This window comes from Meiothermus sp., assembly GCF_025060375.1.
Lineage (GTDB): Bacteria > Deinococcota > Deinococci > Deinococcales > Thermaceae > Meiothermus.
The window spans coordinates 25,113-45,870 of record NZ_JANXCG010000090.1; the positions used below are offsets into that span (position 1 = coordinate 25,113).

The 20,758-nt window shown below is 66.3% G+C and carries 22 protein-coding genes; 11 read left to right on the top strand and 11 right to left on the bottom strand.

The window, feature by feature from the left end:
* The first annotated feature begins 33 nt into the window (after positions 1-33).
* Both alr and NZ849_RS10810 read left to right on the top strand, forming a co-directional pair.
* Positions 34-1,137 (top strand): alanine racemase, encoded by a 1,104-nt coding sequence (alr, locus tag NZ849_RS10805; protein ID WP_295407195.1) that lies wholly within the window; start codon positions 34-36, stop codon positions 1,135-1,137.
* Positions 1,138-1,214: 77 nt separating this feature from the next.
* Positions 1,215-1,535, top strand: coding sequence for a DUF3208 domain-containing protein (locus tag NZ849_RS10810; protein WP_295407196.1), 321 nt, complete (start codon positions 1,215-1,217; stop codon positions 1,533-1,535).
* 61 nt (positions 1,536-1,596) lie between these two features.
* Here the strand turns inward: NZ849_RS10810 and NZ849_RS10815 are convergent, their stop codons facing one another.
* From NZ849_RS10815 to glgC, 3 genes are read right to left on the bottom strand one after another with little or no spacing between them, the layout of a single operon-like run.
* Complete coding sequence (locus NZ849_RS10815; protein WP_295407199.1) at positions 1,597-2,010, bottom strand: gamma-glutamylcyclotransferase family protein; 414 nt, start codon at positions 2,008-2,010, stop codon at positions 1,597-1,599.
* Positions 2,007-2,696, bottom strand: a complete 690-nt coding sequence (locus NZ849_RS10820; protein ID WP_295407202.1) for a SagB/ThcOx family dehydrogenase — start codon at positions 2,694-2,696, stop codon at positions 2,007-2,009. The genes NZ849_RS10815 and NZ849_RS10820 overlap by 4 nt, the downstream gene beginning before the upstream one ends.
* Positions 2,697-2,726: 30 nt before the next feature.
* Positions 2,727-3,971 carry a glucose-1-phosphate adenylyltransferase gene (gene glgC / locus NZ849_RS10825; protein WP_295407276.1) on the bottom strand — a complete coding sequence of 415 codons (1,245 nt, stop codon included), beginning with the start codon at positions 3,969-3,971 and terminating at the stop codon, positions 2,727-2,729.
* Between the two features lie 86 nt (positions 3,972-4,057).
* Between glgC and NZ849_RS10830 the strand changes: the two genes are divergently transcribed.
* The 4 genes from NZ849_RS10830 (at position 4,058) to lgt (ending at position 7,969) form a co-directional block, all read left to right on the top strand.
* Positions 4,058-6,217, top strand: coding sequence for an AAA family ATPase (locus tag NZ849_RS10830; RefSeq protein ID WP_295407205.1), 2,160 nt, complete (start codon positions 4,058-4,060; stop codon positions 6,215-6,217).
* Positions 6,218-6,339: 122 nt separating this feature from the next.
* Positions 6,340-6,819: a DUF456 domain-containing protein gene (locus NZ849_RS10835; protein ID WP_295407208.1), complete on the top strand. Its 480-nt coding sequence runs from the start codon at positions 6,340-6,342 to the stop codon at positions 6,817-6,819.
* A 48-nt stretch (positions 6,820-6,867) separates the two neighbouring features.
* A complete protein-coding gene (locus tag NZ849_RS10840; RefSeq protein WP_295407210.1) occupies positions 6,868-7,110 on the top strand; it encodes a glutaredoxin family protein in 243 nt (80 codons plus the stop codon).
* Complete coding sequence (lgt, locus tag NZ849_RS10845; RefSeq protein WP_295407280.1) at positions 7,103-7,969, top strand: prolipoprotein diacylglyceryl transferase; 867 nt, start codon at positions 7,103-7,105, stop codon at positions 7,967-7,969. Before NZ849_RS10840 ends, lgt begins: the two co-directional genes overlap by 8 nt.
* Here lgt and NZ849_RS10850 read toward each other — a convergent pair.
* Positions 7,959-8,924 carry a type I phosphomannose isomerase catalytic subunit gene (locus NZ849_RS10850; RefSeq protein ID WP_295407213.1) on the bottom strand — a complete coding sequence of 322 codons (966 nt, stop codon included), beginning with the start codon at positions 8,922-8,924 and terminating at the stop codon, positions 7,959-7,961. The genes lgt and NZ849_RS10850 overlap by 11 nt on opposite strands.
* A gap of 119 nt (positions 8,925-9,043) precedes the next feature.
* Between NZ849_RS10850 and NZ849_RS10855 the strand changes: the two genes are divergently transcribed.
* The 3 genes from NZ849_RS10855 to NZ849_RS10865 are packed head-to-tail and all read left to right on the top strand — an operon-like array spanning position 9,044 to position 12,105.
* Complete coding sequence (locus NZ849_RS10855; protein ID WP_295407216.1) at positions 9,044-10,573, top strand: carboxylesterase family protein; 1,530 nt, start codon at positions 9,044-9,046, stop codon at positions 10,571-10,573.
* An 18-nt stretch (positions 10,574-10,591) separates the two neighbouring features.
* Complete coding sequence (locus NZ849_RS10860; protein WP_295407218.1) at positions 10,592-11,242, top strand: FAD-binding oxidoreductase; 651 nt, start codon at positions 10,592-10,594, stop codon at positions 11,240-11,242.
* Positions 11,239-12,105 carry an alpha/beta hydrolase gene (locus NZ849_RS10865; RefSeq protein ID WP_295407220.1) on the top strand — a complete coding sequence of 289 codons (867 nt, stop codon included), beginning with the start codon at positions 11,239-11,241 and terminating at the stop codon, positions 12,103-12,105. Before NZ849_RS10860 ends, NZ849_RS10865 begins: the two co-directional genes overlap by 4 nt.
* On the opposite strand, the gene NZ849_RS10870 is transcribed toward NZ849_RS10865, so the two are convergent.
* The 4 genes from NZ849_RS10870 to lipB all read right to left on the bottom strand — a co-directional run bounded on the left by NZ849_RS10870 (position 12,102) and on the right by lipB (position 14,622).
* Positions 12,102-12,497, bottom strand: coding sequence for a Fur family transcriptional regulator (locus NZ849_RS10870; RefSeq protein WP_295407223.1), 396 nt, complete (start codon positions 12,495-12,497; stop codon positions 12,102-12,104). The genes NZ849_RS10865 and NZ849_RS10870 overlap by 4 nt on opposite strands.
* Positions 12,498-12,569: 72 nt before the next feature.
* Positions 12,570-12,977 (bottom strand): DUF3054 domain-containing protein, encoded by a 408-nt coding sequence (locus NZ849_RS10875; RefSeq protein ID WP_295407227.1) that lies wholly within the window; start codon positions 12,975-12,977, stop codon positions 12,570-12,572.
* A complete protein-coding gene (lipA, locus tag NZ849_RS10880; protein WP_295407230.1) occupies positions 12,974-13,948 on the bottom strand; it encodes a lipoyl synthase in 975 nt (324 codons plus the stop codon). Before lipA ends, NZ849_RS10875 begins: the two co-directional genes overlap by 4 nt.
* Positions 13,945-14,622 carry a lipoyl(octanoyl) transferase LipB gene (lipB, locus tag NZ849_RS10885; RefSeq protein ID WP_295407233.1) on the bottom strand — a complete coding sequence of 226 codons (678 nt, stop codon included), beginning with the start codon at positions 14,620-14,622 and terminating at the stop codon, positions 13,945-13,947. The genes lipA and lipB overlap by 4 nt, the downstream gene beginning before the upstream one ends.
* Before the next feature lie 159 nt (positions 14,623-14,781).
* Here lipB and NZ849_RS10890 point away from each other — a divergent pair, with 159 nt between their 5' ends.
* Complete coding sequence (locus NZ849_RS10890) at positions 14,782-15,885, top strand: FAD-binding oxidoreductase (RefSeq protein WP_295407235.1); 1,104 nt, start codon at positions 14,782-14,784, stop codon at positions 15,883-15,885.
* Here NZ849_RS10890 and NZ849_RS10895 read toward each other — a convergent pair.
* The 3 genes from NZ849_RS10895 to topA all read right to left on the bottom strand — a co-directional run bounded on the left by NZ849_RS10895 (position 15,882) and on the right by topA (position 19,271).
* Positions 15,882-16,427 carry an NYN domain-containing protein gene (locus NZ849_RS10895; RefSeq protein WP_295407238.1) on the bottom strand — a complete coding sequence of 182 codons (546 nt, stop codon included), beginning with the start codon at positions 16,425-16,427 and terminating at the stop codon, positions 15,882-15,884. The two genes, NZ849_RS10890 and NZ849_RS10895, sit on opposite strands and share 4 nt — an antisense overlap.
* 96 nt (positions 16,428-16,523) lie before the next feature.
* The gene (locus NZ849_RS10900; protein WP_295407241.1) at positions 16,524-16,787 is read right to left on the bottom strand and encodes a hypothetical protein; all 264 of its coding nucleotides are present in this window, start codon (positions 16,785-16,787) and stop codon (positions 16,524-16,526) included.
* Positions 16,788-19,271 carry a type I DNA topoisomerase gene (gene topA, locus NZ849_RS10905; RefSeq protein WP_295407244.1) on the bottom strand — a complete coding sequence of 828 codons (2,484 nt, stop codon included), beginning with the start codon at positions 19,269-19,271 and terminating at the stop codon, positions 16,788-16,790.
* Between the two features lie 152 nt (positions 19,272-19,423).
* On the opposite strand from topA, the gene NZ849_RS10910 reads away from it, so the two are divergent.
* On the top strand, positions 19,424-20,755 hold the full coding sequence (locus tag NZ849_RS10910; protein WP_295407247.1) for a glucose-6-phosphate isomerase: 1,332 nt from the start codon (positions 19,424-19,426) through the stop codon (positions 20,753-20,755).
* Positions 20,756-20,758 lie beyond the last annotated feature (3 nt).

A 20,758-nucleotide genomic window follows, 5' to 3' on the forward strand; every position in this document is an offset into this window, starting at 1 on the left:
TCGGGCAGGCGGCTCGAGCCTAAACTGTCTTCCATGCGGCCGGCCTGGCTGGAGGTCAACCTCGATGTCCTCGCGCACAACTTCCACCTGCTGAAGGAAAGGGCCGGCGGCGCCCAGATAATCGGCGTGGTCAAGGCCAACGCCTACGGACACGGCGCGGTAGAGGTGGGCAAGGAACTCCTGCGGCTGGGCGCCTGGGGCCTGGCGGTGGCCACCCCCCAGGAGGCCCGGGAGCTGCGGGAGGCAGGGGTAGTGGGGCGCATCCTGCTCCTGGGCAGCCTACATCCCGAGCAGGCCCAGGCGGTGGTTGAGCTCGAGCTCATCCCCTCCATCTCCACTTTGGAAAGCGCCGAGGCGCTCAACGCCCTTGGCAAACCCATCCCAGTGCACCTGGAGTTCGACACGGGCCTGGGTCGGTCGGGCTTTCCGGTGGAGGAGGCCCACCTGGTGCAGGAGCGGTTTGGCCGCTACGAAAACCTCCTCATCCAAGGCATCTACTCCCACTTCGCCGACGCCGAGGAGGACGCGCACCGGACCAGGGAGCAGATCGGGCGCTTTATGGAGGTGCGGCGGGTCTTCGGGCCGGGCTACTTCTACCACCTCTGCAACACCGCCGGGACGCTGGGCTTTGGCGGGTGCGGCTTGAGCGCGGTGCGCCCTGGAATCGGGCTCTACGGCCTGCTGCCGGGCTGGGGCCTACGGCCCATCGCCCGCCTCCTGGCCAAACCCACCCAGGTGAGAAAGCTCCCCGCCGGCCGAAGGATTGGCTACGGGGGCCTGTACACCACCCAGGGCGAGGAGTGGATTGCCACCCTACCGGTGGGCTACGCCGACGGGATACCCCGGCTGGTCTTCAACCGCGCCACCGTGCGCTACCACCCTCCCAGCGGTGCCGAACCCTTAGCCTGCCCAGTGGTGGGAAGGGTCTCCATGGACCAGATCACCGTGCGTTTGCCCGAAGAGGTCGGGTTGGACCAGGTCTTTGAGGTCGCCACCGCCGACCACAACCCCACCAGCAGCCTCTGGGGCTGGGCCGAGCTCACCGGAACGGTCAGTTACGAGCCTGCGGTGCGGCTCTCCCGCCGCCTGAACAGGGTGTACCTGCGGGGAGGTGTGGAGGTGGCCCGGGTAGGCTGAGCATTTCCCGCGCCCTCAGAAGGAAAAAGGGGGCCAGAGGCCAATCTACCCTAAGACCCGCCCCAGAATTAGGAACGATGAGGGCCATCCGGCTTTTCCAGGGCTACCTGTGGCATCCCAAGGGGCTGGCCTTTGACCCAAGGACCCAGCTCCCCCGCCGGCTGGGAGAGGTGCACATCCTGGTGGACAGGGTCCCCCCTCCCATCGCCACCTTTGAGGACGGCACACCCGCTGAGACCCAGCAGTTCTACCAGGTGACTCTCCTGGTGCGCACCGAAAAGGAGCCCGCGGAGCTCAAACCCCTGGCCGAATGGGCCAGCCGCGAGCTGGACCCCTACCTGCGGGCCACCCCCAAGGAGGTGGGTTGGCAGCTCCTGGAAGACCTGCGGCCCATCTGAGCGCCTTCTGTCCCCAAAGGAGGCCCTACGGGTTGCCCGGGGCCTCGGGGGTGGAAGGCGGCTATCCAGGGTGGGGCGGCCAGAACCCCTGGGGAAGCCAGCGCCCTTGGGCCTCCTGCACCCGGGCCAGGCTTGGGTAGACGTAGAGCCAGACCCACACCCGCCCCTTCCCTTCGGTGTGAGCCCAGGCGGCAACGCGCCGGTACTCCTGCCCCTCATCTTCAAGGCGGTCCAGAAGCAAGAGGGCCCGGGCCAGCTCGGCGAACCACTGCACCTCGCCCCAAACCCGCCCCTCGCCGTAGACCGCCGCCGGGTATCCGTAGGACCGGCCGCTCCCCCGGGGCAGGTGGTAGAGCTGAAAACCCTCAACATAGGCGGCTTCCGAGCACAACCAGCCCGCCCGCCGGGCCACCTCAAAGTTGCGCTGGCCCTGCTTGAGGGTGCCGTACACAAAGACCGCTTCGGGCTCCATCATCTGCCCAGCAGGAGCACCACCACCGGGTGCTCGCCCTCCGGTAAGGCCAGAAGCCTGCGCACCTCTTCGTCGTAGAAGGTGGCGGCTGGGTAGGCCCGCAGCCCCAAGGCGGTGGCCGCTACCAGCACCTCACCCACCGCGTAGCCTACCTCGAGCAGCGCATAGCGAAAGCCCCGAAGGCCAAAGACCGCCTCGGAGCGCTCGGGTACCGCACTGAACACCACCAAGGCGGCCGAGGCCTCCACCGCCTCCATGTCCATCAGGGCAGCCCTCCAGCGGGCAAGCTCAAACTGGCTGGAGAGCTGCTCGAGCTGGTGCTGCTTGGCGGCGTAGTGGTAGATGCCTGGGAAGGTGTCCTGCAGGCGCTGTACCGCCAGGTAGACCTCGAGGGGGTAGGCCCCCCCCGCCGAGGGGTAGCCCCGTCCCTCCCGGCGCACCGCCAAAGGCGCCAACACCTGCGAGATTTCCGCATGGGTCAACGAGGCGCCCACCCTAGGCGCCGCGGCAGCCACCCGGGAGAGCACCCGCCAGACCGACGGCCCCCCCTCCCGCACAGGTTCTGAAAGCTCCACCGACTCCAAGGGGTTGGCGTAGACCTTGGCCGCCGGGGCCCGCCCCATGGGCAGCACATCGCCCGGGAAAAGGCGGGTCAGGCGGTAGAAAACCTTGCCGGGGTGCTTGTCCATAGGCCCTGTGGCAGCCAGCTGCCCGGTGGGTTAGAAGGTGTAGCTCTTGGGCACCACCACGATACCCTCGGGGGTCACAGTGAACCCCCGGGCGCGGTCGGCCTCGAGGTCGTAGCCGATTTCGGTATGGGGTGGAATCTTGACGTTTTTGTCCACGATGGTGTTCCTGATCTTGCAGTAGCGGCCCACCTCCACCTCGTCAAAGAGCACGCTGCGCTCAACCAGGGCGTAGGAGTTGATGCGGCAACGCCGGAAGACCACCGACTCGCGGATGGTCCCCCCGGAGATGATACACCCCCCCGCGATCAGGCTGTTGAAGGCCTGGCCGGTGCGGGCCCCGGCCTCGTGCACGAACTTGGCCGGCGGCGAGTTGAAATTGGCCGCCCGCAAGGGCCACTCGGGGTTGAACAGGTCGAACTCGGGGGTTACCTGGATCAGGTCCATGCTGGCCTCAAAGTAAGCGCTGATGGTGCCCACATCGCGCCAGTAGGTGTTGGGGCCCTGCTGGCCGGGGATCGGGTTGCGCTTGAAGTCGTAGACCTGGATGCGGTAGCCCTCCTGCAGGGCCCGGGGAATCACGTCCTTGCCAAAGTCGTGCGAGGAGTTGGGGTCTTTGGCATCGTGCTCGAGCTTTTCCACCAAGGCCTCGGTGCGGAAGACGTAGTTGCCCATGGAGACCAGGGCCATATCGGGCCTGCCCGGGATGGGGGTGGGGTTTTTGGGCTTCTCCTGAAAGCCCACCATGCGCCACTGGTCGTCCACCTGCAGCACCCCGAAGCGGCTGGCCTGCTCAATGGGCACCGGGTAGGCGGCAATGGTTAGGTCAGCCTTGTGGTCGTTGTGGTACTCGACCATGTGGGCAATGTTCATCTTGAAGATGTGGTCGCCGCCGAATATTGCCACGTTTTCAGGCTTGTGGTTGTTGATGAGGTGGAGGTTCTGGTAGATGGCGTCGGCGGTGCCCCGGTACCAGACCGGGCCCAGCTCCTCGTAGCGGTACATCTGGGCTGGTACCAGCAGGATGAAGGCATCCTCCAAGAAGCCCCCAAACCGCCAGTGGCGCTGCACGTGCTCGGTCAGGGACTGGGCCTTGAACTGGGTAAGCACGTAGATGCCGTAAATCCCCGAGTTGAGGAAGTTGTTGAGCACAAAATCGATGATGCGGTAGCGGGCGCCGAAGGGAACCGCCGGCTTGGCCCGTTTGGCTGTGAGCGGGTAGAGCCTAGAACCCTGCCCACCCGCGAGAATCATCCCGAGAACTCGCATCGCCATGATAAAGTTGCCTCCTTTGGCTCCAAGATAGCAGGTGTGGTTTCCCTCCGAAAGGGCGCCCCGGGTGGCCCGGGTATACTTTTCCCGCCATGGAGCTTTCCTACGAGGCCCTGGAGTGGCGTACCCCCCTACCTGAGCAGGACCAGGTGCTGGACCTTCCTCCCCCCCCTCCCTTTTTCGGTCAGGAGCGGGCCAAAGCAGCCCTGGAGCTAGCTGTGAAGGGGGGGTTCCACGCCTACCTGGTGGGCCCCGCCGGCCTGGGCAAGCACGAGGCCCTGCTGGCCTACCTTAGCAACCAGCGGGTGGAAACCCCTCCCGACCTGCTCTACGTACCCCTCTCGGAGCGGAAGGTAGCGGTGCTCACCCTGCCCAGCGGGCAAGAGGTTGAGCTGGCTGAGGCGGTGGACAGCCTGCTCCTGGAGGTGGGCCATCTGGACGAGCTGTTCCGGCAGGCCTCGTTTTTGCGGGAGAAGAACCGGCTAGAGGCCAAGTTTGCCGAACAACTAGAGGCCCAGCTCGCCCTACTGCGGCAGGAGGCCCAAGCCGCGGGGTTTGCCCTCTTGGAAAGCGGGGAGCGGCTCGAGCTGAGCGGGCCGGGTCCCGTCCCCGCCGACCTCAGCGCGAGGCTGGAGGAGGTGAGCCTGGGCCAGCTGGCCGCGCGGGCCGCGCTCGAGGTGGCCCTCCGGAGGCTGCGTCGGGAGTGGGCCTCGCAGTACCTGAACAACCGATTTGAACCCCTGTTTCAGCGCTTTCCCCAGGCCCGGGCCTACCTGGAAGCCCTAAAAAACCGCCTGGCCCGCTACGCCGAAACCGGCGAGAACCTGGACCCCGCCCAGTGGCGGCCCAACCTGCTCACCTCCACCAGCAGCGGCACGCCGCCCCCCATCGTCTACGAGCCCTACGCCACCGCCCCCCGCCTCTTCGGCCGGCTTGACCACGTGGTGGAGCAGGGGGTGTGGAGCACCAACGTGAGCCTGATCCGCCCAGGGGCTGTGCACCGCGCCCAGGGAGGCTACCTGATCTTGGACGCCATAAGCCTAAAGCGGGAGGGCACCTGGGAGGCCTTCAAGCGGGCCTTGCGCAACGGCCAGGTGGAACCCGTAACCGAGCCCCAGGCCCCGGCAAGCCTCGAGGTAGAACCCTTCCCCATCCAGATGCAGGTCATGCTGGTGGGCACCGCTGAGGCCTTTGAGTGGCTGGAGGAGGACCCGGCCTTCGGCGAGCTTTTCCGCATCCGGGTGGAGTTCTCCCCTACCCTGGCGGCCACCCCAGAGAACATGTACGCCCTAGGGGGATGGCTCCAAGCCCAGGGGTTCCGGCTAACCCAAGGTGGCCTGGTGCGGCTTTTTGACGAGGCCCGACGAATGGCCGAGCAGAAAAACCGCATGGACGCTAGGTTGGTGGAACTGCGGGCCTTGGCCGAGGAAGCCGCAGTGCTGGGCGGGGGGCTCCTCACCGCTGAGGCAGTGGAAAAGGCAGTAGCAGCACGGGAGGAACGTTTTTTCCTCTCCGAGGAGGAGTTCCTCAGGGCGGTCCAGGAAGGGGTTTGGAGCCTGAAGACCCAAGGCCTGGGGGTAGGCGAGGTCAACAGCCTGGTGATCGTTGAGTCTCCCCCCTACTGGGGCCGGCCGGCCCGACTCACTGCCCGCGCCGCTCCAGGCCACGACCACCTAATCTCCATCGACCGCGAGGCTGGCCTTGGGGGGCAGATATTCCACAAGGCGGTGCTCACGCTGGCCGGCTACCTGCGGGGCCGCTACGCCGATGCGGGGCCCTTGCCCGCCACCATAAGCCTGGCCTTCGAACAGAACTACGTCTCCATAGACGGCGACTCGGCGGGGCTTGCTGAACTGGTGGCAGCCCTCTCCGCCCTCGGCAACTTTCCGCTCCGGCAGGACCTGGCGGTAACCGGGGCGGTGGACCAGACGGGAAAGGTGCTGGCGGTGGGGTCCATCAACGCCAAGGTGGAGGGCTTTTTCCGAGTCTGCCAGGTCCTGGGAACAACCGGTACCCAAGGGGTTGTTCTACCCAAGGCCAACCTACCAAACCTGACCCTGCGCGCCGAGGTGCTGGAGGCGGTGCGAAAGGGAGAGTTCCACATCTACGCGGTGGAGACGGTGGAGGAGGCGCTGGAGCTGCTGAGCGGGAGCCGGGTGGAGGGCTACCGGGGCCTGCACAGCCGCATCCGGGCTGCCCTGGCCGAATTCGCCCGGCTCGAGGAGGGCCGCAACGAGAAGGAGGGGAGCTAGCCGCCTGGGCCGGGTTCAGGGATGGGTTTTGCCACTGGGGCCAACCCCCAGGAGGTGCTGGGGCCGGGAGACCGCTGGCCCCCTTCTGAGCAGGGGGGGCCGCGGGTGGTACACTCGGGCCGGTGGAGGTCTTTCTCGACTGGCTCTTCGTGGTGGTCTGGGTAGCCGCGCTGCTGGCGACCTTCATCCCCATAGTTCCCGCTGGGTTCATCATCCTAGGGGCGGCCTTCCTGCACGAGCTCTTCACCAGCTTCTCCGAGATTTCCCTGCCCACCTGGGTGGCCCTGGGGGTCCTCACCCTGCTCTCCTCCCTGGTGGACAACATCGCTGCGGCAATTGGGGCCAGGCGCTACGGCGGAAGCCGCTACGGGGTGTGGGGGGCCTTCATTGGCGGCATCGCCGGGGTGTTCGTGCTGCCGCCCTGGGGGCTTTTGCTGCTGCCTTTGGTGGGGGCTTTTCTGGGCGAGAGGCTGGCTGGACGGAACCTGGACGAGGCCCTAAAGGGCACCAAAGGGGCCGTTCTGGGGCTTTTGGGGGGAATCCTGGGTAAGTTTCTGATCCACCTCCTGATGGGCCTTCTGGTCATCCGGGCGATCTTCTAAAAACCGAGCCAGCATTCCCCGAACGGACGGCAAGGTATACTCGTCCCGATGGAGCTGGTGCTCATCAGCCGCAAAGGCTGCCACCTCTGCGAGGAGGCTGAAGCCCTCTTGAAAGCCCGAGGGCTGGCCTACCGGTGGGTGGACGTGGACGCCGACGCGGAGCTGAGGAAGCTCTACACCTTCCGGGTACCGGTGCTCCTGCTGGGGAGAGCGGTGCTGCTCGAGGGCAAGTTCACCCCGGAGCGCCTGGAGAAAAAACTGGAGGCCTTACGTGGACCCCATCCTGGTTGAGATCGGATCGTTGCAAGTCCGCTGGTACGGCGTTTTTCTGGTGCTGGCCATCTTCGCCGCCTTTGAGGTTGCCAAACGGCTCCTCAGGGGCTGGGGCTTTGACCCCGAACGGTTTGAGGGTATCGCCTTCTGGGCGGTTATCTGGGGGGTGGTGGGGGCCCGGGTGGGGTACGTGCTCACCAGCCCCTCCGAGTTCAGCGCCAACCCCATCGCGGCCCTCTACATCTGGCAAGGAGGGCTCTCCTTCCACGGGGCCATCCTTGGGGGGCTGGTGCCCTTCGTCTACCACTACTACCGCCACAGGATTCCCATATGGGCCTACCTGGACGCTGCCGTACCGGGCATCGCCATCGGGGTAGCGGCGGGGCGGCTTGGCAACATCATGAACGGCTCGGACACGGTTGGCAGACTCACCCAGTGGCCCATCGGGTTCACCTGGCCGGAGTGGGCCCGGGGGTTCCCCGGGGTCTGCCCCGGTATCCAAGACATCAGCGAGGTGGTGCGCTGCGCCCCTGAAGCCCTGGTGCGGGGCCCGGTGCACTTCACCCAGCTCTACGGGGTTCTCATCGGCCTTGCCCTGCTCCTGCTCTCCCTTCACTGGCTGCGCCAGAACCGGGCCTTCGGCTACGTGTTCTGGCAGTTCGTGCTCTGGTACAGCCTGCTGCGCTCGGTCTTTGAGGAAACCTTCCGCCTCAACCCCCTGTGGCTCAAGGTCTACCTGAACGAGCAGGCCGGGGTGGGCCTTTTCACGGCCACCCAGCTCGTCTCCATCCCCCTCATCCTCCTAGCCCTCTTCTTCCTCCCCCGCTTCAACAAGCCCCGCTCAGCCCTGGCTGCAAAGCCGAGCGCTACATCCTGACCGCCTGAGGGTACCAGGCTAGCCGTTCTTGGGAAGGCACGAAGGCACCCAGGAACTCGGCTTCGCCCACCAGCTCGAGGCCCCTTCGGGCCCCCAGGACCAGGGTGTCGCCCCAACCCAGCGGCCCCCCCGGCCACTCGGCCCTTCCCCTGGTAAGGGTCAGGAGGAGAAAACTCTCCTCAGGGGCCAGGAGGACTCGGCGCCCTCGCAAAAAGTGGCGTTCGAGCACAAAGGCCTCACAGGCCAGCAGCACCTCCTTTTGGTGGGCGGGGAGGGGCTTTCGCTGGGGGCAGGAGGCGGGCTCCAGACGGGCCACGTCCAGGGCCTTCTCCAGGTGCAGCTCGCGGGGCCGCCCATGGTCGTAGAGGCGGTAGGTCAGGTCCGAGCGCTGCTGAACCTCGTAGAGCAGCAGCCCAGGACCCAGGGCGTGTATGGTCCCAGCGGGCACTCCAATCGTCTGCCCAGGGCCTACCCGCTCCCGGTTCAGCAGGCCCCAAAGGCTTCCGTCCATCGCCGCCCGGCGCAGGTCCTCCCGGTCCAAAGGTGTCCGCAGCCCATAGACCACCTCTCCCTCTCCCTCCAGGACATACCAGGCCTCGGTCTTGCCGTGGAAGCCGCTCCCGGCCTCCACCGTGTGGGCGTAGGCATCGTCGGGATGCACCTGCACCGAAAGCCACTCGGCGGTGTTGAGGAACTTCACCAAAAGGGGCAGCTCGAGGCCGTACCGCCCATAGGGCACCTCCCCCAAAAAACCAGGCCCCAGCTCCCGCAAAACCTCGCTCAGGCTCCGGCCCGCTGCTGGCCCCGAGCGGATGGGATTCTTATCGTAGGCCAGCCACAGCTCACCCACGGGCTCTGGGGAGGCCAGGCCAAGCCTTTGGGCAAGAAGCCTCCCCCCCCAGACCCGGGGCACCGGCCGGGCCTCCAAGCACAGCGCAGACACCTGGTCGCTCACACCCCGATGCTAAGGGGAGCCCCTTGGTCCTGCCAACCGGAACGGCAAAGTCCGGGAAGCCAAAGGGGCGCAGGAGGCCCCAACAACACCCCACAGCTTTTGAAGGCTAGAATTCCGGTGTGCGCTGGTTGGCTCCCCTAATCTGCGCCCTTTGGGGCCTGGGATGGGCCCACCCGGTCTGGGTGTTCACCCCCCAGGGCCGCATCCAAGGAGGTGTCAACGAGAAGGAGCAAGTGGCCTACTTTCTGGGCCTCCCCTACGCGCGGGCAGAGCGCTGGAAGGCTCCGGAGCCCGTGCTGGGGCTCGAGGGAATCTTTCGGGCCACCGCACCGGGCCCGGCCTGCCCCCAGCGGGGCGTCTTCACCACCCGACTGGGGGGGTATCTCCCCCCTCAGGGCGAGGACTGCCTGAACCTGGCGGTCTGGGCGCCCCTGCGGCCGCCGCCCCCCGAGGGCCATCCGGTCATGGTCTTCATCCACGGGGGGAGCTACACCGGAGGGGGCTGGGCAGAGCCTCTCTACGACGGAACCGCCCTGGCAGCCCAGGGGGTGGTGCTGGTGAGCTTCAACTACCGGCTGGGGCCCCTGGGCTGGCTGGCCCTGCCCGCCCTCCAGCGGGAGTCCCCCCAGGGCACCACCGGCAACTACGGGTTGCTGGACATGATCCTGGCCCTACGCTGGGTGCAGCGCAACATACGGGCCTTTGGCGGCAACCCCGAGAACGTGACCCTCTTCGGGCACTCCGCTGGAGGGATGGCGGTTTGCACCCTGATGGCCGTTCCCGCAGCCCGGGGCCTTTTCCACAAGGCCATCGTCCAATCGGGAGGCTGCGGCTATGTGCGCACGCTGGAGGAGGGCTTTGAGGCGGGGCGGCGCTGGGCAGCCCAGATGGGCTGCAGCCCCGACGACCTGGCCTGCCTGCGCAACCTACCCCTGGAGCGCATCTTTCCTCCCGAGGACCGGAGTATCGGGGCGCTGTTGCAGCGGGTGGAGGCGGGAGAGTTTGCTCAGGTGCCCTGGAAACCCCACCTGGACGGAGTAGTCCTGGCTAAGCCCCCCCTCCAGGCCCTCCGGGAGGGCACAGCCTCGGAGATTCCCCTAATCGCCGGGGCCACCGACCAGGAGGCCTGGGGCGAACGCTTTGTGGGACCCTCGAGCTGGGAGGGGTTCGCCCAGCGGGTGGAGGAAAAGCTCCCCGGCCAAGGCCGCCGGGCGGTGGAGCTCTACCGCGCCCGCTCGGCAAGCCCCGCCGAGGCCTGGGCCTACTTCCAAACCGACCGCATCCTGCTCTGCCCCAGCCTGGAAGCCGCGGAGGTCCAGGCCCCCCATGCCCCTGCCTACGCCTACCTGGTGCGCTGGGCCTCGCCGGTGCTGGGGGTTCTGGGGAGCTTCCACGGCATCGAGCTACCCCTGCTCTTCGGCACCGAGAACACCTGGCCGGCCCAGGCCCTCTTCCTGACCCAAGGAGCCTTGGAGGGCTCGAGGCAGCTGGCCCAGACCCTCCGGTCGCAGTGGGTCAACTTTGCGGCCACCGGCGCCCCTTACCTAAAGGGCTGGCCCGAGGTGAAAAGCGGCTACGCCATGGCCTTTGATGAACGCTCCGGGCTCATACCTAGCCCCTACGCCGAGCGTTGCGAATTGTTCCGCTAGACCCGATAGCATAGAGGGGTGCCGGTGCTCGAGGTTTCCGTCGCCGACCAGTACCTGGTAGCCACGGGCGACACCCCCCTGATGGAGGTCTGGGCCGCGTTGCCGCAAGGCCTCTTCCCTCCCTTTCCCCCCGTGGAGCTGCCAGGCGGGCTGGGTGGGCTTCTGCAACGGGGCGGCTTTGGTCAGACCTTTTTCTTCGGGGCCGAGGTGCTGGGCCTGCGCTTCCGCACCCCCAAGGGGCGGGTGGTGCGGGCCGGTGGGCTTACGGTCAAGAACGTCCAGGGCTACGACCTGGTGCGGCCCTTCGTGGGGAGTTTTGGGTCCCTGGGAGAGGTGCTGGAGGCCACCCTGCGCCTGCGGCCGGGCCGGGCCAGGGTTTTCCTACGCCGCTTTGGAGAGCTGCACGACCTCCCTCACCGACCCCGCTTCCTTTGGCAGGAAAAGGCCCACATCTACGCCTTTCACTTCGGCCACCCGCTGGAGGTGCGCCGCTTCCGGGAGGCCTTCGGGGGACAGGAGGTGGCCGGGAGCCTGGACTACAGGGGGTGGTTCCCCCGGGGTATGGGGATAGGGCCAGGCCCCCTGGCAGACCTGCGGTTCGGCTGGGCCGACGGGGGAAGGCTCCCCGAGGTGCCGGAAGTCTTCAAGCGCCTTGTGGAGGCCCTATGAAACCTAGGTTTGCCGTTCCTGAGGCTCTGAAACCCTATCTGCGCAGGGTGCAGGCCAACAGCGTGGGCCTTTTTTTGCATGACTCCGGCCCCACCCCAACCAAAGAACCCCCCTTTTTGCTCATCCACGGGCTGGGCGATGATGCGGATAGCTGGCGGAGGGTCTTTCCCTTGCTCGTGCAGCGAAGCCGGGTCATCGCCCCAGACCTGCCCGGTTTTGGCCGCTCGGATCACCCCCGGCGGGCCTACACCCTGGGCTTCTTTGCCGAAACCCTCACCGCGTTGCTGGAACGGCTCGAGGTGCCCCAAGCAGTGCTGGTGGGCAGCTCCATGGGGGCGGCGGTGGCCTTACGGATGGCCCTACGCTGGCCCGAGCGGGTGGCTCGGCTGGCCCTGGTAGGGGGGCCCCCGACGGGCAGTAGGCCCAGCAAGCTGCAGCTTCTGTTCCTGATTCCGGGTCAGGGGGAACAGCTTTACAACCGGCTTCGCCTCTCCCAGGAGGCCGCCTACGCAAGCCTACGGCCCTACTACGCCGACCTAGAGGCTCTACCCGCCGAGGAACAGGCCTTTCTGCGGGAGCGGGTCTGGGACCGGGTCTGGAGCGATGAGCAGCGCCGGGCCTTCTTCTCTGCCCTCCGCTGGATGGCCCTGGAGGGGCTCTGGAAGCCTCTAGGCCAGCTGGCCTCCCTCAGGCAGCCTACCCAGGTGGTGTGGGGAGAGCAGGACAGGATAATCCCTCCAGAAGCAGGACGCAGGCTGGCCCGGTCCATCCCCGGCGCCCGTTTTCAGACCATCCCAGGGTCGGGCCATCTGCCCCATCAAGAGCAGCCCGAGGAGCTGGTCCGGCTGATCTCGCAAGGCTAGGCGGGATTTTCGCGGCAGGTTGGGCAGAGCCCCTCGTACTCCACCTGCACGTGGTCTATCTCGAAGCCAGGGTACTTGGCCCGCACCTCGCTCAACAGGTCGGGTAGGGGGTGCACGATGTCAAAAAAGCGGTTGCACTTCCGACAAACCAGGTGCAGGTGCCCATCTGGATTGGCCTCGTAACGCACCGCCTCCCCAGGACGGGAAAGGGGCACCAGGTAGCCCTCCTTGGTGAGGGCCTCGAGGGTCCGGTAGACCGTGCCCAGGCTGATGCTGGGTACCTTTTTGCGAACCTCTGCGTAGACCCAGGCTGCATCAGGGTGGTGGCCCCTAGCGCTTTGCACCACCTCGAGCACCGCCTTGCGCTGCTTGGTCAAGCGTTTCATCCCCATCTTGCAACTCCGGCATCAGGCCATAATCCCAACTAAGTATATCAGGATTTGGGTCTAAGCGCCAGCCGAACCCTAGGCGGAACCACCCCCAGGCCATCTCCGGGAGAGAACCGCCAGGGCCAGCCCACGCCAGGCCAGGAGCAACACCAGGGTAGCCCCCAGACTCACCGCCCAGAAAACCAGGTAGCCCAGGTCAAAGGGTCTTTGCAGCACCATGGCACGCAACCAGACCCCTGCGCTCACCGCAAGGGCCCACGTGTAGAGCAGGTTGCGCCAGGTGGGGCGGGTGTAGGTGCGCAGGAAGGGCGCCAGGAGGAACCAGACCAGCAGGATGGGCAGGGCGTTGCGCAGGAGACCCGCAAGGGTTATCGGCTCCCCGTGGCTTTTTAGCCCCAAAAGGGCGAACAGGACGATGCACAGAGCATCGCCCCAGGCCAACAGCCGACTCGAGGGGTGGGTTTTGAGGCGAGCGGTGCTCATACAGCGTCGGTAGCCTCGAAGAAAACCCTTTCTGCGCGGTAGGAACTGCGCACCAGGGGACCGCTGAAAACCTCCAGAAAGCCCTCCTCATAACCCCAGTCGCGGTACCGGGTGAACTCCTCGGGGGTTACGTAGCGGGCCACGGGGAGGTGGTGCTGGGTAGGGCGCAGGTACTGGCCCAGGGTGAGGATGTCTACCCCCACAGACCGCAGGTCGCGCATAGCCTGCCGGATTTCCTCCTCGCTCTCCCCCAGGCCCAGCATCAGGCTGGACTTGGTCAGCACCTCCGGTCGAACCCTCTTGGCATGGGCCAGGACGCTTAGGCTCTGGTCGTAGCCAGCCCTGGGGTCACGCACCTTGGGGGTGAGGCGCCGGACGGTCTCGAGGTTGTGGGCAAAGACCTCCTGGCCTCCCTGCAGCACCGCTTCCACGCAGGCCAGGTCACCCTGAAAGTCGGGGGTCAGGGTCTCCACCTTGACGCTAGGGTCCAGCCGCTTAATCTGGCGCACGCACTCCGCGAAGTGGGCAGCCCCACCATCGGGTAGGTCATCGCGGTCCACCGAGGTCAGCACCACGTACCTGAGGCCCAGCTCGGCCACCGCCTGGGCCACGTGGAGGGGTTCAAACGGGTCGATCCAGCCGCGGGGGTTCCCAGTGTCCACTGCGCAGAACTTGCAGGCCCGGGTGCAAACGCTGCCCAACACCATGATGGTCATGGTGCCGTGGCCCCAGCACTCGCCGATGTTGGGGCACCTGGCCTCCTGGCAGACCGTGGAAAGGCGCAGCCGCTGGGTCAGCTCCTTCAGGCGATGGTAGTTGGGCCCGGTGGGGGCGGTGGCCCGCAACCAGGCCGGCTTGTTCCGGTCCACCGGCTCCGGACGGGACTGCATGAGGCCACCCGGGACGACCCTAAGCTCAATGAGACCCCCGTGCTCAAAGTCGGGGAGTTCGATGGTCTTGAGGTTGCTCATACCAGCTCCTTGGCGAAGGTGGGAAAAACCTGGGCGAAGGCCACCACCACCCGCTCCATGACCTCCTCCATGCTAAGCGGGTGGCCCAGAATCCTCTGAAGGGAGGTCACGCCCTTGTCCTTTATGCCGCAGGGGACGATCAGGTTGAAGTCGTCCAGGTGAGTGTTCACGTTCAGGGCGAAGCCGTGCAGGGCCACGTCCTGCCGTACGGCCACCCCAAAGGCGCAGAGCTTTTCCTCCAGGTCAGGCCAGCCCTCCACGGGGGCCTTTCGCCGCACCCACACCCCAGCGTAGCCCGGGCTGGGGTAGGCCGGGATACCGTAGCTGGCCGCCACCAGCAGGATGGCCTGCTCGAGCCGCCGCAAAAACCCCCGCACCTGCCTCCCTACCGGAAAGATGGGGTAGCCCACCAGCTGCCCTGGGCCATGGTAAGTAACATCCCCACCCCGCTCAACCTGAAACAGCTCAATGCCCATGGCCCGGTACTGGGCTTCGGACAGCAGGAGGTGCTCAGGCTTGGCAGCCCGCCCCAGGGTGATGGTCCGGGGATGCTCCAGCAGCAACAGGGTGGGCGGTCGAGAGCCTGCCACCACCTCGGCGTGCACCTGCTTCTGGTAGTCCCAGGCCTGTTGGTAGGGAACCCGCCCCAGTTTCTCCACCGCAAAAGCGGTCATGCCTAAAGCATACGCCGGTTCAGAGACCCGACAACCGCACGGGCTCACACTGGGCGCCCAGAAAGGGGCTCTGGGCGGAAACCGCAAAGCCAAGAACCCCGCGCAGCTGACCCTGCCCCGTAGATGGGCGGCCCCAGAGGGCGATGTATGCTGGAGCCGATGAACACGCCCGTCTGGGAGGACGGAGGGTGGAGGGGCCTTCCGAGGCTCGAGGGCACCCTGAAGGCTGATTTCTGCGTGGTGGGCCTAGGGGGCTCGGGCCTTGCTGCGGTGCACGAGCTACTGCGGCTGGGACGGCGTGTCGTGGGGATTGACGCGGGAGGGGTAGCGGGTGGGGCAGCGGGTCGCAATGGGGGGTTTTTGCTGGCTGGTCTGGCCAAGTTCTACCACCAGACCGTGCGGGCGCATGGCCGCGACTTCGCCCAGCGGGTCTACAGAGCCACCCTGGACCAAATAGACCAGATGGCCCGCGAGACCCCGGGGGCCATTCGCAGGGTGGGATCGCTCCGGATTGCCGCTTCAGAAGAGGAGCTCCAGGACTGCTGGGCCCACCTGGAGGCGCTGCGGACCGACGGCTTCCAGGCCCTGCCCTATGAGGGACCGGAAGGCCAGGGCATCCTCTTGCCGGACGACGCGGTCATGAACCCCCTGCTGCGCTGTCGCACCCTGGCACGGCAAGCCCAGGAGGCTGGGGCGCTACTGTTTGAGCACAGCCCAGCGCTGGAAATAGGCGGGAGGGAGGTGCGGACCCCAGAGGGGCGGGTGCGCTGCTCAGGGGTGCTGGTAGCGGTAGACGGGGGGCTCGAGCGGGTTTTTCCGGAGCTTCTGGGAAGGGTACGCACCGCTCGGCTGCAGATGCTGGCCACCGCACCCATACCCCCCCGCTTTCCCCGGCCGGTCTACCGGCGCTGGGGTTACGACTACTGGCAACAGCTTCCCGATGGGCGGCTGGCCCTGGGGGGGCTGCGCGACCTGGGGGGCGAGGCCGAGTGGACCCTCTCGAGCGAGCCCACCCTCCAGATCCAGCAGGGCCTGGAAGGGCTGCTGGCAGAGCTGGGCGTGCGGGCTCCCATCACCCATCGCTGGGCAGCCTCGGTGGGCTACACCCCCACAGGGCTGCCCATTGCCGAGGAGGTACGGCCTGGGGTCTGGGCTATCGGGGGTTACTGCGGCACTGGAAACGTGCTGGGAACACTTTTGGGCCGGGAGGCGGCCTGGGCTTTGTGCGGCGAGCGCAGACCAGGAGCGGTCTTCTTTGCCTAGTCGAGCGGCAGCTCCTCGGCCTCAAAGGTCTTGGCCCTGAGCTCCTCCCAGGGCAGCCCATCCAAGGGGTAGTACCGGTCAGCCTGCTGGGCCAGGCGGTGGGAGGACAGGGTCTGGAAGGTGGTGTTCTCCACCTGCTTGCCCATGTCCTGAAGAACCTTGAAGACCTCCGCGAAATCGCTGTCCCCTGAGACTAAAACGGCCACGTCGTAGGCGCCAGCATAGGCCAGCTTCAACATGTCCACGGCAATCTGGATGTCCACCCCTTTTTCCACAAAGGCCTCGCCCCGCCGCTCCAACCGCCCCAGGCGCACCGTCACGTAGGGCACCCGCCGCAGGTAGTTGAGAAACCCCTGATGGGCCTTGGCCGCAGGGTCGTCGCTGGGCAGAGGAGCGTTGTAGTAGTAGGCCCTGAGGAGGGGTCTTCCAGCAGCCAAGGCCGAGACGAAGGCCACGAAGTCCAGCCGGTAGTCGGGGCCCAGGGTGGTGACCAGGCCTTTATACAGGTTGCTCCCGTCTATGAATACCGCCACCCGGTTCATACCTTGGGTTCCATGATAGGCGGGGGTGCCGGCTCATAAAGTGGGGTCCGCCCATCTTTATAGGCCGAGACCAGGGGGTGGGGGCCCCAGGGTGCTTCAGCCACTCTCCCACACCGCAAGCACGCTGGGGTCTACAGGAATGAGGCGGTGGGGCTCCGTCAGGTAGGCGGCTTCTCCCCTGCGCAGGTGCAGGTAGCTGCCATCGGGCAGGTCTATCACCAACTCGCCTTCCAAAAGGACGTACAGCCGCCCCCGCTCAACCTCCTCCGCCACCCTCAGAAGGTAGGCCCGGAAGGGCTTCAAACCGGGGAACCGGGCCTCACCTTGGGCCCGGGCAAGGCGGATCAGATGGAGCTTCATTCAGGTGCCCACCGGCTCCTTGGCCTTCCGCGCCTTGCCGTACTCCATGCGCAACCTAAACATGGCCTGCCGGAAGAGCCTCAGGGTTTCCGCCTCGGACCTCCCTAGGGCAGAGGCGGCCTGGGGAACGGCCTTCTGCTGCCCTTTGGTGAGGCGGGCAACCTCCGCCTGCTCCGGGGTTAGACCGGATAGGGGAAGAAAGGCCTCCAGCTCGGCCCAGGAGGCCTTGAGGGGGGCCTCCTTTTTAGAGGTCTTCTTCTCAGCCCGAGGCCTGCCCTTGGCCTGCGTTCGCGGACCCCCGTAGCGCTCGCAAGCGGGGTTGGAACAGGCCCGGCTCTTACCCTTATCCAGCTCGTTCCACCCGCACAAGGGGCACTTCTCAGCCTGGGGGGGGTCGAAGACCAGGAAGTCGCAGGCTGGGTTGTTGCAACGGTAGTAGGGCCTGCCCCGCTTGCTGGTCTTCCGGACCACCTCCCCTGCCCGGCACTTGGGGCACTCCAGACCCGTGGAGGGGGCTTCGTCCCGGGTGTAGGTGCAAGCCGGGTAGCGGTCGCAGCTAATGAAGCTGCCGTAGCGACCAAAGCGCCGAACGAGCTGGCCTTGGCCGCACTGGGGACAGGCCTCCCCCAGAGGCTCAGGCGGTTTTCTAGGCTCGAGCCGCTCGGTATAGCGGCACTCCGGATAGCCGGTGCAACCCAGGAACTGCCCAAAGCGCGAAACCTTGAGCTCCAGGGGCCGCCCACACTCCGGACAAAGCTTCTTGGGAACCTTCTGGAAGTCCTCCAAGAAGGGTTCATAGAACTCCCGCACCACCTTGGGCCAGTGGGCCTTGCCCTCCTCAATCTCGTCCAGCCGGGCCTCGAGCTGGGCCGTGAAGTCGTAGGCCACCACATCGGGGAACATCCGAATCAGGTAGTGCGTCACCTCCCGGCCAAGGGGGGTGGGCTTGAGGGCCTTGCCCTGCCGCTCAATGTAGCTACGCCGCTCGAGGGTCTCGATGGTGGGGGCGTACGTGGAAGGGCGGCCAATGCCCATCTCCTCTAGGGTCTTGACCAGGCTGGCATCGGTGTAACGGGGGGGCGGCTCGGTAAAGTGCTGCTCTGGGACGAGTTCCTCCAGGGTGGCCGGGGCCTTCTCGCGCAGGGGAGGGAGCCGCCTTTCCTCTAAGGGACGGCCGGCGGCCTCCTCTGCCTCCTCTCGGCCATACACCCTGAGGAACCCGTCAAACTTGAGCACCGAGCCCACCGCGCGGAACACGAACTCCCCTCCCACCACGCTCGCGGTGGTCTGGTCGTAGACCGCGGGGGTCATCTGGGAGGCCACAAAACGCTGCCATATGAGCTGATAGAGCCGGAACTCCTCCTCTGTGAGGTACCTGCGCACCGCCTCCGGGGTGCGCTCAACAGCGGTGGGGCGGATGGCTTCGTGGGCATCCTGGGCGCTCGCCGCCTTCTTCCCGGCGAATTGGTTGGGTTTTTCCGGCAAGTAGCCGGGGCCAAACCGCTCCGGGATGAACCGCCGCACCTCCGCCAGGGCCTCCTGGGACACCCGGGTGGAGTCGGTGCGCATGTAGGTGATGAGCCCCACCGGCCCTTCAGGGAGCTCCACCCCCTCGTAAAGCCTTTGGGCCACCCGCATGGTGCGGCCGGCGGTCCAACCGAGCCGGGTGCTGGCGGCCTGCTGCAGGGTGGAGGTGGTGAAGGGAGGTGGGGGGTTGCGGCGCCGCTCCCGGCGCTCAACCTCCCCAATCTGGTAGACCGCCACCGCCCGGGCCTGCTCTGCGATGGCCTGGGCCTGAGCCTGGCTGGTGATGAGGAAACTGCCCCCTCCCTGCACCCGCTCCCCCCGCACGCTGTGAAGCTCGGCCGCAAAGCGCTGGCCCTCCGACTCAAACCACCCCTCCAGCGTCCAGTACTCCTGGGGCTGGAAGCGCTCAATCTCCTCCTCCCGCTCCACCAGAAGCCGCAGCGCCACCGACTGAACCCGGCCCGCCGAGAGGGCCCGCCGCCGGAATTCCATGCTCAAAACCGGTGAAAGCTGGTAGCCCACCAGCCGGTCCAGTACCCGCCGGGCCTGCTGGGCGTTGACCAGGTTCTGATCAATCGGCCGGGGCCTCTGCACGGCGGCCTGAACCACTCTGGGGGTGATCTCGTGGAACTCCACCCGCATGGGGTCCCGAGGGTCAAGGTTGAGCAACCGGGCCACATGCCAGCCGATGGCCTCGCCCTCGCGGTCGGGGTCCGTGGCGATCAGCACCCGCCGGCCCTGGGCGGCCCGCTTGAGCTCCTGCACCACCGGCTGCTTGTCCTTCTTGACCTCGTAGTGCGGGGTGAAATCGGCCTCTACATCCACCCCCAGCTCGTGCTCGGGAAGGTCGGCCACGTGGCCTTTGCTGGCCCGCACCTCATAGCCGGGCCCCAGCATCTTCTGGATGCTTTTGGCCTTGGCCGGGGATTCCACCACAACGAGCGTCGGGTCCGGCATAGGGCTCAGTATAAAGAAGGGCACCCGGTGGTTTGTCAAGGCAAAAGGTCTCTGGCCTAGCTTCAAAGTCGGGGGCCCCACAGGGCCTTTGGCGCTCCCCAGGTTGCCGGCGACCATGATGGCAGGAGAGGCGCAGGGGGTAAACTAGCCCCATGCTAAAGCTTGATCCAAGCAACATCTCCGTAGAACGGGTGGGTCCAAACGGGGTGGAGTGGGGCTCCAGCCTCACCTCATACGCCCAGCGCCTGGAGGCTGCCCTAGAGGCAATTCTGAGCCGCAAATCCGACCCCGGGGCTTTTCTGGGCTGGATTGACCTCCCCGAGGACACTGAAACCCTGCGCCAGGTGCGGCGCTACCGGGAAGCCCACCCTTGGGTGGAAGACCTGGTGGTGCTGGGGATTGGCGGTTCGGCTCTGGGGGCCCAGGCGGTGGGCGCGGCCTTGGGCAAGGGACCGGTACGACTCCACTTCGTGGATAACGTGGAGCCCGAACCGGTCCTCGAGCTTCTGCGCACCCTGAACCCGGAAAAAACCCTGGTCAACGTCATCTCCAAATCGGGCACCACCGCAGAAACGATGGCTGCCTTCCTGGTGTTCCGTCGCTGGCTGGAGCGAACAGAGAACTGGCGGCAGCATGTGGTGGTCACCACCGACCCTACCCGGGGCATCCTGCGGCCCTACGCTGCGGCAGAAGGTCTTGCAGCCTTTGACATCCCCCCTTCCGTAGGGGGCCGCTTCAGCGTGCTCAGCCCGGTGGGTACCCTTCCGCTGGCCTTTGCAGGCGTTGAGCTAGAGAACCTGCTGGCTGGGGCTAGAAAGGCCAACGAGCAAGCCCGGCTCGAGGTAGCCCGCAACCTTCCAGCACAGACTGCCCTGATTCACCACCTCTTTGCCCAAAAGGGGCTGAACATCGTGGTGCTCATGCCCTACTCCACCCGGCTGCGCTACCTGCCGGACTGGTTCGTGCAGCTCCACGACGAGTCGCTGGGCAAGCTGCACGACCGCGAAGGGAAGGAGGTTCGGAGCGGAACCACAGCGGTACGGGCCATCGGCACCACCGACCAACACGCCCAGGTGCAGCTTTTCCGCGAAGGGCCCCATGACAAGCTGGTGGTTTTCGTGCGCCTGGAAAACCCTAGCGAAGACCTGCCGATCCCCGCCGTGGAGGGTTTGGAGGGGCTAGACTATCTGTTTGGCCGAACCTTCTTCGAGCTGCTCAGCGCTGAGGCCAAGGCCACCGCCCACGCCCTAGCCAAGGCTCATCAGCCCAACTACACCCTCCTCCTGGAGCGGCTGGACGCCTACCACCTGGGATGGCTGCTGCAACACCTGATGTGGCAGACCGCATACTTGGGCGAGCTTTGGGGCATCAACGCTTTTGATCAGCCAGGGGTTGAACTCGGAAAGGAGTACACCTACGCCCTGATGGGACGCAAGGGGTATGAAAAGCTGGCCGAGGAGCTCCGAGCCGAAGGGGTAGGCTGAGGG